The sequence below is a fragment of the Malonomonas rubra genome (genome assembly GCF_003247215.1).
GTDB classification, from domain to species: Bacteria; Desulfobacterota; Desulfuromonadia; order Desulfuromonadales; family Geopsychrobacteraceae; genus Malonomonas; species Malonomonas rubra_A.
The window spans coordinates 1-10405 of record NZ_QKAP01000117.1; the positions used below are offsets into that span (position 1 = coordinate 1).

Here is a 10405-nt window from a genome sequence, read left to right on the forward strand (position 1 = left end):
GGTCGCTTTATGAACGTCAAGTCCGACAAATGTGATATTCTTCTTCATGACCTGCCTCCTTGGTTATGGCTCTGTGTGATGGATTTCCATTCACCACATAATCCACGTTTACAAGGGGCGGGTCGCTTACTTTCTACTGACAGATATATTGTCTAAAATAGAAGAAAATGCTCAAACATTTCAGATAATGAAGAAAGGAGAAGTACCATGTTAAGAAAACTGTTTTCCACGCAGGATGAATTTGCCCCGCTGGTAATGCGCGTCATGTTGGGCATTGTATTTATCCCCCATGGTGCGCAAAAGGTTCTTGGCTGGTTCGGGGGGTATGGCTTAGAAGGAACTCTTAACTTTTTCACCCAGACGATGGGCCTCCCTCTATTCCTTGCTGTGCTCATCATTGCTGCCGAATCACTTGGTTCCCTTGGTCTGATTGTTGGTTTTCTAACCCGATTTACAGCATTCGGTATTGCCTGTGTGATGACAGGGGCAATTTTTACGGTTCATTTGGAAAATGGTTTTTTTATGAACTGGACTGGGAAACAAGCAGGCGAGGGGTTTGAGTTTCATCTATTGGCGATTGCTCTGGCTGTTGCATTAATGATCACCGGAGGAGGAAAAGCTTCCGTTGATTTGTACTTAACACGCAGAAAAAGCTAGGTATTTAGGGGTTGACCGTTTTCATTCAGACCAATATCACAAAAAAGAAGGGGGGGAGCTTACCCCCTTCTCCCATGAGGAGAGAGAATTGAGTTGGGGATCCTTTGCGGATTTGTGATTTAGATGCATTCTTCGTTTTGGCTAGGTTGTCGTCTTTTTGGACCTCGATGAAGTGGAGTGTTTGTCATGCAGTTAACGTCTCCCTATAGACGCCTGCAGTTCAATCTACTGTTTTTCAGCTTCATCATGATGCTCGGCACTGTCAGTTCAAAACTGATCGAGGGATATTTCCCCCTCGATTAAGAGATAAATGTGAACAATTTATATACTCAAGACAAAAATTATTTTTGAGGCAAACAATCCGCTAATAAAAATCGTGGTCCGAGAGATATCTCTCGGACCACGATTGTCAATCCCAACCTGCCTAACTACAACTGATTACCGGGAGAAAACTTGCGATATGAAATACTGTGCTGATGCCGGCCGTTTTTCTTGACGATATATTTTTTGTATTGCTCGCCCTCTTTCACGATAATGCGACATTTTTCCTTCAGATTTTCCATCTGCAGGCAGATCCTGCCGTTATCCGCGACTCGCCATTTCCCATAGCGCTCTACTCCGTCACGAACCTGCTCCACCGTTCCATCCGCTGCGAAATAAGATCTGCTCACCCGACCCTTTGCGGCCGTGACCGATTCAACCGTTTTCCCAGAAAACAATTCTTCTAATTGTTTTTTCCCCAAGGTTCCCGGCGGCAGCAGAGGAGCTTTCTGCAAGGTCTCAAGCTGCCTGCCCTGATGAAACTTTTCATAGGTCAACTCATGGCGATGGTTACCGCTCTTTTTCACCACATATTGTCGATACTTTTCCCCTTTTGGAACCAGGACCCGACAATCCCAACCTTCATTTCCAAGCTTGATACACAAACGATCATTTTTTCTAACTTTCCAAAAACCTTTGTAGAGGATATCGTTTTTGATCTGTTTGAGTTCACCATTCGGACTGAAATATATCAGTCCCTTCCCTTGTGAACCTCGAAAATCGACTTCGGCCGTAGTGTTATAGACCAGTCTTTCCATCTCTTTGGCCGCAAGATAACCTTCAGGGAGAGAAACCTCCTGTTCCGCATGCCCGGCAGAAATCGTCAGTCCGAATAAAATTACCTGCAGAAAAAAGAACCTTCCCAAAAGCTGTCTTTTCATATCGCCCTCTCTCACCGTTAAAAGAGACCAAAACAGTTCTCTTTTTAGTATAAGGGCAAATATGAGAAGGTCAAATCAGCTGCCCGACTTCAGGATAATAGGCATAAACCTTAGCCACCGCTTCCGGCAATTCTTTGAGCATCAGGAAATCAGCAAACTCGAATCCGGGGGCAACGCAACAACCAACGAGCGAATAATCTCCGCAGCTTTCCGCTGCCTGCCAGAACCCTCCAGGTACCAGTTGCTTGAAGGAGAGGGCCTGCGGATCGAGTCGGCTACAGTGACAACTTGACAGATCGGGACTGAGCTGGTGAAGTTTCATTGGCGCCCCTTCGTAGAAATTCCACAGCTCGTCATGCAACACCCGGTGCCAACGGCTGATCTGCCCCGCCGGCAATAGAAAATAGATATCGGTCACGGCCGAGCGTGTCCCCTCAACCGCAGCAGAATGCACCTGCAATGGCGAACGATAAACTTCTCTGAAATAGCCGCCTTCCGGGTGAGGTTGTAGCTGTAATTGCTCAATCAGTTGTTGTGCGCGGGGATGCATGGTAAAACCTCCCTGTTCTTGATTGTCTGGTCATGCTAGGAGACTTTGTTGAAGATAACAGAACAGCAACCGATCTGCACCCGCCCTTTCGAATGGTTTGAAGTTCACCCCGACGGCAGCACTTTTCTCTGCTGCCCGAGCTGGCTGAGGCGACCGGTCGGCAATCTGCTGCAGCAAGCGATAGAAGAGATCTGGAACGGCCAGGTCGCGCGGGAAATCCGGAAAAGCGTCCTCAACGGCAGCTTCCACAACTGCAGCGCAAAACGCTGCCCACATTTGGTCAATAAAATTACCCCAGTCCGCCGCGGCGCTCTGCTAACCGATGACAAACTGCGATGCACTCTGAATGGTTTTACTGGCCGGGCTCCTTACCTTCCTCGGCAGCTGAACCTCTGCTTTGACCATAGCTGTAACCTGTCCTGTCCCAGCTGCCGCAAAGAGATCCAGACGGCAAAAGGTGACGATTTGGCTCAGGTTGAACAAATCGCAGCAATTATTGAAGCGGAGCTGCTCCCCCATGCCACCAGCGTTACCCTGAGTGGCTTCGGTGACCCTTTCGGTAGCCCAACCTACCTGAAACTGCTGCACAGACTGAACCGCAACGAGTATCCACTCCTTGAGCAAATCCGCCTGCACACTAATGGTCAGCTGTTGAACGAACAAATGTGGCAGCGCATGCCCGAGCTACAACCACTGGTCAGGGAGGTAGAAATCTCCCTCGATGCAGCATCGGCGCAAACCTATCAGATTAATAGGCCGGGCGGCAGTTTTGACCAGCTATTAAAGAACCTGAAATTTCTCAGCACCAAGGACATCCGACTGACCCTGAGCATGGTGGTACAAGAAAATAATTGGCGAGAGATTCCCCAACTGATCGAGTTGGCACACCGCTTTTCAGCTCATATCTATCTAAGCCAACTGGTCAACTGGGGAACATTCACAAAAGAGGAGTTTTTCCAGCGGGCCGTACATCTGAATGGGCATCGGGATTATCAACAGTTCAAAGAACTCTTTCAGAAAATAACTTCAGTAGCGCAAGGGATTAGTAGCAATCTGCCATTTCGGCACAGTAATGGTACAATGTGGTGCCGATGAAGTCTAAGCTAAACGGCTGTAGGACTCAGGCGAAACGATGTAAATTTGAACCACACAGCACTTCATGGCTGTCTGAATTTGGCTACCTTTATGCTAGCTCTGTTTATTTCTTATTTTTATATAAGTACGTAGCACTTGCTTTTCCCAAAACAACTGTGTTACCTTTGCAAAACTTAAGAAAGTTTGTGTAAATTTTATCGCATTCCAAATCGACAAGGTGTCGGTTTGATTTAAAAACACAGGCCCACTTGGTCATGTGTTTTTTTCGTTATAGGTCGATCAAAATTTGCGCAACAAGCAGGTTCCAAGTGGAACACGGAGAAAAGAAAATGGCAGAAGGTACAGTCAAGTGGTTCAATGATTCTAAGGGTTTTGGCTTTATCGAGCAGGATAATGGACCTGATGTGTTCGTTCATTTTTCTGCAATCGAGGGTGATGGTTTCAAATCTCTCGGTGAAGGCGACCGCGTAAGCTTTGAGGTCACCCAAGGACAAAAAGGCCCTCAATCAACAAATGTACGCAAAATTTAAGTAGGTTTTGCATATTCATGCAAAAGGGCCCCGCGATCTTTCACGGGGCCCTTTTTTTGTCAGTGTCTCGTCCTGAAATAAGTTTACACCTAGGAGACTTATTTATGGACATTGTAGACAGCTTGTACTTAGAGTTTTACGGTTCTAAAAACCCAGCCTTTCAGCTAACGGGACGAACCGTTGGTAATCTGAATACTGCAGGCTGGTCTCCCAATGCCCGCTGAGCATACCGAGCAGCACCCCACCGGAAAACAGCCCAATCACCAGCAGCGCAAAGCCCCAATTTGGCAACGGCCTCTTCCAAAAGCCGATATTCAATGTTTCCGGCTCCGGACAACTGCTGACGCAGGTCAAGCAGCCGGTGCATTCCACACTGCAGACAAAAGTCTTTTTTTGCACATCAATGCGGGCTGGGCAAGCACTGCTGCAAGCCCCGCAGCCGGTACACGTCTTCTGCTCCCTGACGACCCTCAGAGGACTGAAAAAGCTGAACAGACCATGTAGCGCGCCGTAGGGACAGAGGTAGCGGCACCAGAAGTTCTGGTAAACAACGGATAGGACCGAAAGTGCCAGGATGATTGCCAGACTGGTCAACGACATGTTGGTAAAGAAACGCAGCATCCTGACATCGGCGATCGCCCAATATGGTGCTTTTAGAAAACCTTGCAGCGCGGTCGCCGGCATGTCGAGCAGCACCAGCTTGACGAAGAACAGCAGAAGCGCGTACTTGGCAACCCGCAGCAACAGATCGAGCCCGTGCCAGATACGGAAATTCCGGCCGAAAACTTTGCGCCCCAGTTTCCACAACCCTTCCGACAGGGTTCCGACCGGACAGAGCCAGGAACAGAACGATTTGCGCGCCAGCAGTGCCATCGCCAGGAAGGTCAAAAACAGAACCAAAGCAGCAGGATGAACCGGATCAAAATAGCCGCTGGTTATCAAAGCCTTCAGACCGACCAATGCGCCGATCGGCAGGAAACCCTCCACCCCCGGCGGGCGGGGATAGTAGGCGACCTGCCCCATTGCTTCGAAGTGGCGAACAAACAACGCGAACTGCACCCCAAGGAAGATGCACCAAGCGAGAAAAAACCACTGGATCAGCAAACGCCAGTGGGTCACTTTTGTCATAATACGTTTCTGTTTCATCTCTAACCTCATCCGCTCATTCTATTTTGGCGGGTGGGAAATACCTTGATGCAGGTCAAACCCTGCTCAATTTACTCGCCAATATCCAGATATTCGACCTGCTCACCCGTGGTGGTACGAATCAATAACCGGTTACCTTCTCTGATAATATCGTTCGGCACCAGCGGAACTTTTCCCTTGCCCCCTGGTAGATCAATCACATAATAGGGGTTTGCCAGGCCAGAAACCGGACCTCTCAGATTTTTCATGATCTGTAAACCGGCCTCGATCGAAGTTCTGAAATGTTCTCCCCCTCGCACCAGATCCATCTGATGCAGGTAGTAGGGGCGCACCCGCAGCCGCAACAAGCCGCGGAACAGTTCGGCAATGATCGCCGGCTTATCGTTGATTCCCTTGAGCAACACTGTCTGGTTGCCAAGCACGATCCCAGCATCAGCCAGTTTCCCGCATGCCTCGGCCGCCTCAATCGTTAACTCGCGGGGATGATTGAATTGGGTGTTGAGATAGATGGGGCTAAACCGCTTCAACAAACTACAGAGCTTGTCGGTAATCCGCTCCGGCAGGGTCACCGGCACCCGTGAGCCGATGCGAATCATTTCGACATGCGGAATGACCGCTACCCGCACCAGCAGATCGCCCAACACCGAATCTGGCAGCAGCAACGGGTCGCCTCCGGAGAAGATGACATCCCGGACCTGCGGCGTGGCGGCGATATAATCGATCCCTTCGCGTAATTCGCGAAAGCTAAGCGATAACCCCTGGCACCCGACCTTGCGTTTGCGGGTGCAGAAGCGGCAATAGGTCGCGCAACTGCCGGAAACGAGAAAAATCACCCGATCGGGATAACGATGGATCACCGCCGGGACCGGCGACAGGTTCTCTTCGCCAAGGGGATCGATCAGCCCGGATTCGTCCAATTCGCGCGAGTCGGGTACGCACTGCTGCCAGATCGGATCGCCAACCTGCTCTATCAAGCGCAGATAGTAGGGAGAAATCCGCATCGGGTAACGCTCGACAACCGCCTCGAGCGACCGGCAATCAATGGGAAAAATTTCGGCAAGTTGTTGCGGACTGGTGATGCTTTCCTTCAGGACCTGTTGCCAGTTTTCAACCATCAAGACCCTCTTCCGGCGGAGCCTGTCGATTACGCAGCATCCAGGTCGAGATCATCAGCAACAACAGGCCGGCATCCCGCCAGAACGCCTGCATCGGACTGGTCTTGCTTTCCGCATCCGGCTTGAAACAGCCACAATCGATATCGAGCCCTTTCGCCGCTGCGTAGCTGAGCAGCACCATAAAAATCAGGTTGAGAACGAACAACACAAGCACTGCCGGCCGCACCCGCTGATTCAGGAGCAACAAGACGCCACTGAAAAGTTCGAGATACGGCAAAGTCGCCGCAACCAGGAAATTCCAGGCATAGGGCAGGATCTGATAATTGGCTACCTGGCCGGCAAAAGCGACCGGATCGGCCGCTTTGATATACCCGGCATAGATAAAAACCACGGCTAGAATCAGCCGGCTGAGATGATAGAGGACGGTTGTCGGTTTGCTCATTGCAGCCCCTCCTCGATCGCCCGCCCCTGATCGCGCCACTCCGGGAAACCGCCTTCGTAAACCAGCACATCCTGATAACCGACTTTAAGGAGGAAGACCCCCAGATCGAAAGAGTCGTGGCAACCGAAACCATTGCAATACAGAATCAGCGTCTGCTCTTTCGGGACCTGCTGCCGAAAGCTTTCGAGCTTGGTTTCCGCTTCGCCGATCGGCAATGAAATGGCTCCTTTTATGTGTCCGGCTTTGTAATCGGCAATATTTCTGGCATCGATCAGCATCGCACCTTCCGCCACCATTTCATCGATCTCACCGATCTCAACCGGGTTCGGCAACAGCTCCTCGACAACCTTGGTTTGCGTCGTTTTTTGAACCGGAGCCGCCGACACCGTTTTGCCGGAAAAAGCGTTCAACACCATCTGGTAGTTGATACTCAGACCGACGGCAAAGGCCACTGTCACCAAAATGCAGGCTTCGAGCAAAATCCGTTTCAGGGTCGGGCTGAGCGACAAATCACTCATCGGGAGACTCCTCCAATTCGGGAGAGAGGCTCTTCACCATCTCCTGCAATAGTCTATTTTCCTTCTGCAACCGATCGATCCGCAGGTTACAGTCGGTTACCACCTCGTTCAGTTCATCGATCATTTGATTTTGATGGCTGAAGCGAATCTCCAGTTCAGTGACCCGTTCTTGCAGCTCTTTGAGCATCTTCAGGCTCCTTTACAAAAATTCAGCTCAATTTATACCTTGTGGACATTTCCTTGCCAACACCCTTTTCAATTTCCCCGCCACGATTTACAAAAGCGGATGGGTTCGGTAAACTTGCCAGCGAATTCTGTTCTGTCTCCCATGATTTTTATACCTTCTCCGAAGGACCCGCTCATGCGCATGCTACTGCTCATTCCACTACTGCTTCTCTGCCAACCCGGCTACAGCGGAGCCCTCGAAAAGGCGCAGACACCCAGAGTCGAACTGATTGAACAACTGGGGGAAAAGCTGCCGTTGGAGCTCAGTTTCACCGACAGCAAGGGTCAACAGGTACAGCTCGGTCAGCTGATCGACAAACCGACACTGATCGTCCCGGTCTACTACGACTGCCGCAACGTCTGCAATTTTGTCCTCGGAGGACTCGCGCAGGTGCTGCCGGAGGTCAAGCTGAAAGCGGGGCAGGATTTCCAGGTGATCACCCTCAGTTTCGACCCGGAGGAGACGGTCGAACTGGCGAAGCACAGTAAAAAGACCTATCTGACTGCGATTCAGGCTCCCTTCCCAGAGAATGCCTGGCACTTTCTGACCGGCAAACAGGAGAACATTCTCCGCCTGACTAATACTGCAGGCTATTACTTTGCCAAACAGGGAGAAGACTTCCTCCACCCGGTCGCCGCTTTTGTCGTCAGCTCCGACGGCACCATCGTCCGCTACCTGATCGGCCAGCGCTTCATGCCGCTCGATCTGACGATGGCGCTTTACGAAGCAAGCGAAGGGCGGATCGGCACCCCGATTCGCAAAGCTCTGGAGTTCTGCTTCAGCTACGATCCGGAGGGGCGGCGTTACGTGTTTAACCTGCTGCGGGTCAGCGGCACTGTGATCCTGCTGACCCTCGGTTCATTCTTACTGTTTTTGATTCTCAGCGGTAGAAAGAAGAAGCAATGAGCGAAAGTACAAGCTACACCGGTTTCTGGCAGGAGAGTCCGCGACCGGGCATCCTCGGCTGGCTGTTATCGACCGACCACAAGCGGATCGGGATTATGTACCTGATCTGCATCACCACCATGTTTGTGGTCGGGGCCTGTCTGGGATTAGCCATCCGCCTGGAGTTGATCGCGCCAGGGCCGACGATCATGGGGCCGCAGACCTATAACGCGACCTTCACAGTTCACGGTATCATCATGATCTTCATGTTTATTATCCCCAGCGTTCCGGCGGCGTTTGGCAACCTGGTGCTTCCGATCCACATCGGCGCCCGGGATGTCAGCTTCCCGAAGGTCAACCTGCTCTCCTGGTACTGCTACGTTACCGGAGCCGTTTTGGCTCTGTTCGCCATTTTCTCCGGTAGTGGCGCGCCCGACACCGGCTGGACCTTTTACGTTCCCTTCAGCACGCAGACCACGACCAACGTCAACCTGGCGGCGCTGGCGGCCTTCATGCTCGGCTTCTCTTCGATCCTGACCGGCATCAACTTCGTCACCACCATCCACCGGCTACGCGCCGAGGGGATGACATGGGGACGACTACCTCTGTTCGTCTGGACCCTCTACGCGACCGCCTGGATCCAGGTGCTGGCCACGCCGATGCTCGGCATCACGCTGTTGCTGGTCATTCTCGAACGAACCTTCGGCGCCGGGCTGTTCGATGCCGCGCGCGGTGGGGACCCGATCCTGTTTCAACACCTATTCTGGATCTATTCACACCCGGCGGTCTACATCATGATCCTGCCGGGGATGGGGGTCATCTCCGAGGTCATTCCGACATTTGCCCGCAAGCCGTTGTTCGGCTACTGGGCGATGGCGCTCTCATCCTTGGCGATCGCCTTTGCCGGCTCGCTGGTCTGGGCGCATCACATGTACGCCAGCGGCATGAGCGACCTGGCGATCCTGATCTTTTCCTTTCTGACTTTCATCGTCGCCATTCCGAGCGCCATCAAGGTTTTCAACTGGGTCACGACCCTCTACAAAGGGTCGATCCAAATGGCGCCACCAATGTTGTACGCGCTCTCTTTTATCTTCAACTTTTCCATCGGCGGACTGGGCGGGCTGGCCCTCGGCGCCGCGGCCAGCGATATCCATCTGCACGACACGACATTCGTTGTCGGCCATTTCCACTACACCATGTTTGGCGGCCTCGGCTTTGCGTTTTTTGCCGCCCTGCACTACTGGCTGCCCAAATTTACCGGCCGGATGTACCAGCACAAGCCGGCCATGCTCGCCTGGGGTCTCATCTTCATCGGCTTCAACATCACCTATATGACGATGCAGGCGGTCGGCATCCAGGGTATGCCGCGCCGTTACTACGACTATATCCCGGAGTTCACCACCCTGAATCAGGTCTCGACCTTCGGTTCCTGGCTTCTCGCCGCCGGTCTGCTGATGATGTTCGTCAACCTGTGGTTCGGTTGCCGGGCCGGCGAGCGGGTCGGAAAGAACCCCTGGGGAGCCGCCACCCTCGAATGGCAGATCCCTTCGCCGCCGCCACTGGAGAATTTCGGTGAAGAAGACCCGGTGGTCACCCAGGGCCCGTATGACTTCAAAGGAGTGGTCGCTGATGAGTATTGAACATCGTGACGATACCGGCGCCCGCTTCGGCATGTGGCTGTTTCTCTATACCGAGGTGATCCTGTTCAGCGGGCTGTTTATCCTCTATGCAGTTTCGCTGACCAACTACCCTGATGAGTTCGCCCAAGCAAGCCACAAACTGAACATCTACTTCGGCACCGTCAATACCCTAGTCTTGCTGACCAGCAGTCTGACGATTGCTCTGGCGGTGAGCGCCCTCCAGATGGGGCGCAAGAAACAAGCCCTGACCCTCAGCTGGATAACGATCGGACTGGCACTGGTCTTTCTGATCAACAAATACTTTGAGTGGTCAGCGGAGATCGGACATGGGATCTACCCCGGCTCAGAGCATCTGGCGGAAATGGGACCGGGGATCACGGTTTTCTTCAACCTCTACTA

The 10405-nt window shown here is 52.2% G+C and carries 13 protein-coding genes; 6 read left to right on the forward strand and 7 right to left on the reverse strand.

Features of this window, described 5'->3' with window-relative positions; translation table 11 throughout:
* Window positions 1-207: 207 nt before the first annotated feature.
* Window positions 208-657, forward strand: a complete 450-nt coding sequence (locus tag Q7J88_RS12120; protein WP_303722492.1) for a DoxX family protein — start codon at window positions 208-210, stop codon at window positions 655-657.
* 428 nt (window positions 658-1085) lie between these two features.
* Here Q7J88_RS12120 and Q7J88_RS12125 read toward each other — a convergent pair whose 3' ends face one another.
* Together Q7J88_RS12125 and Q7J88_RS12130 are read right to left on the reverse strand one after the other, a co-directional pair.
* Window positions 1086-1859, reverse strand: coding sequence for a hypothetical protein (locus Q7J88_RS12125; protein WP_303722493.1), 774 nt, complete (start codon window positions 1857-1859; stop codon window positions 1086-1088).
* A 70-nt stretch (window positions 1860-1929) separates the two neighbouring features.
* Window positions 1930-2409: a cupin domain-containing protein gene (locus Q7J88_RS12130; RefSeq protein WP_303722494.1), complete on the reverse strand. Its 480-nt coding sequence runs from the start codon at window positions 2407-2409 to the stop codon at window positions 1930-1932.
* 48 nt (window positions 2410-2457) lie between these two features.
* Between Q7J88_RS12130 and Q7J88_RS12135 the strand changes: the two genes are divergently transcribed.
* Both Q7J88_RS12135 and Q7J88_RS12140 read left to right on the forward strand, forming a co-directional pair.
* Complete coding sequence (locus tag Q7J88_RS12135) at window positions 2458-3504, forward strand: radical SAM protein (RefSeq protein ID WP_303722495.1); 1047 nt, start codon at window positions 2458-2460, stop codon at window positions 3502-3504.
* A gap of 329 nt (window positions 3505-3833) precedes the next feature.
* On the forward strand, window positions 3834-4034 hold the full coding sequence (locus Q7J88_RS12140) for a cold-shock protein (RefSeq protein WP_303722504.1): 201 nt from the start codon (window positions 3834-3836) through the stop codon (window positions 4032-4034).
* A 144-nt stretch (window positions 4035-4178) separates the two neighbouring features.
* Here Q7J88_RS12140 and Q7J88_RS12145 read toward each other — a convergent pair whose 3' ends face one another.
* The 5 genes from Q7J88_RS12145 to Q7J88_RS12165 form a co-directional block, all read right to left on the reverse strand.
* Window positions 4179-5180 (reverse strand): 4Fe-4S binding protein, encoded by a 1002-nt coding sequence (locus Q7J88_RS12145; RefSeq protein ID WP_303722496.1) that lies wholly within the window; start codon window positions 5178-5180, stop codon window positions 4179-4181.
* A 71-nt stretch (window positions 5181-5251) separates the two neighbouring features.
* Window positions 5252-6295, reverse strand: a complete 1044-nt coding sequence (locus Q7J88_RS12150; RefSeq protein ID WP_303722497.1) for a KamA family radical SAM protein — start codon at window positions 6293-6295, stop codon at window positions 5252-5254.
* The gene (locus tag Q7J88_RS12155) at window positions 6288-6737 is read right to left on the reverse strand and encodes a MauE/DoxX family redox-associated membrane protein (protein WP_303722498.1); all 450 of its coding nucleotides are present in this window, start codon (window positions 6735-6737) and stop codon (window positions 6288-6290) included. Before Q7J88_RS12155 ends, Q7J88_RS12150 begins: the two co-directional genes overlap by 8 nt.
* Window positions 6734-7255 carry a rhodanese-like domain-containing protein gene (locus Q7J88_RS12160; protein ID WP_303722499.1) on the reverse strand — a complete coding sequence of 174 codons (522 nt, stop codon included), beginning with the start codon at window positions 7253-7255 and terminating at the stop codon, window positions 6734-6736. The genes Q7J88_RS12155 and Q7J88_RS12160 overlap by 4 nt, the downstream gene beginning before the upstream one ends.
* Complete coding sequence (locus Q7J88_RS12165) at window positions 7248-7442, reverse strand: SlyX family protein (RefSeq protein ID WP_303722500.1); 195 nt, start codon at window positions 7440-7442, stop codon at window positions 7248-7250. The genes Q7J88_RS12160 and Q7J88_RS12165 overlap by 8 nt, the downstream gene beginning before the upstream one ends.
* A 174-nt stretch (window positions 7443-7616) precedes the next feature.
* On the opposite strand from Q7J88_RS12165, the gene Q7J88_RS12170 reads away from it, so the two are divergent.
* The 3 genes from Q7J88_RS12170 to Q7J88_RS12180 form a co-directional block, all read left to right on the forward strand.
* On the forward strand, window positions 7617-8387 hold the full coding sequence (locus Q7J88_RS12170; RefSeq protein WP_303722501.1) for an SCO family protein: 771 nt from the start codon (window positions 7617-7619) through the stop codon (window positions 8385-8387).
* Window positions 8384-10006, forward strand: coding sequence for a cbb3-type cytochrome c oxidase subunit I (locus Q7J88_RS12175; protein WP_303722502.1), 1623 nt, complete (start codon window positions 8384-8386; stop codon window positions 10004-10006). The genes Q7J88_RS12170 and Q7J88_RS12175 overlap by 4 nt, the downstream gene beginning before the upstream one ends.
* Window positions 9996-10405: cytochrome c oxidase subunit 3 (locus Q7J88_RS12180; RefSeq protein WP_303722503.1), on the forward strand; the 410-nt coding region annotated here is incomplete at its 3' end. The genes Q7J88_RS12175 and Q7J88_RS12180, both read left to right, overlap by 11 nt.

Coding starts and splice junctions, on each gene's coding strand:
- Q7J88_RS12120 (WP_303722492.1), top strand. CDS start 208: ATGTTAAGAAAACTGTTTTCCACGCAGGATGAATTTGCCCCGCTGGTA.
- Q7J88_RS12125 (WP_303722493.1), bottom strand. CDS start 1,859: ATGAAAAGACAGCTTTTGGGAAGGTTCTTTTTTCTGCAGGTAATTTTA.
- Q7J88_RS12130 (WP_303722494.1), bottom strand. CDS start 2,409: ATGCATCCCCGCGCACAACAACTGATTGAGCAATTACAGCTACAACCT.
- Q7J88_RS12140 (WP_303722504.1), top strand. CDS start 3,834: ATGGCAGAAGGTACAGTCAAGTGGTTCAATGATTCTAAGGGTTTTGGC.
- Q7J88_RS12145 (WP_303722496.1), bottom strand. CDS start 5,180: ATGAAACAGAAACGTATTATGACAAAAGTGACCCACTGGCGTTTGCTG.
- Q7J88_RS12150 (WP_303722497.1), bottom strand. CDS start 6,295: ATGGTTGAAAACTGGCAACAGGTCCTGAAGGAAAGCATCACCAGTCCG.
- Q7J88_RS12155 (WP_303722498.1), bottom strand. CDS start 6,737: ATGAGCAAACCGACAACCGTCCTCTATCATCTCAGCCGGCTGATTCTA.
- Q7J88_RS12160 (WP_303722499.1), bottom strand. CDS start 7,255: ATGAGTGATTTGTCGCTCAGCCCGACCCTGAAACGGATTTTGCTCGAA.
- Q7J88_RS12165 (WP_303722500.1), bottom strand. CDS start 7,442: ATGCTCAAAGAGCTGCAAGAACGGGTCACTGAACTGGAGATTCGCTTC.
- Q7J88_RS12170 (WP_303722501.1), top strand. CDS start 7,617: ATGCGCATGCTACTGCTCATTCCACTACTGCTTCTCTGCCAACCCGGC.
- Q7J88_RS12175 (WP_303722502.1), top strand. CDS start 8,384: ATGAGCGAAAGTACAAGCTACACCGGTTTCTGGCAGGAGAGTCCGCGA.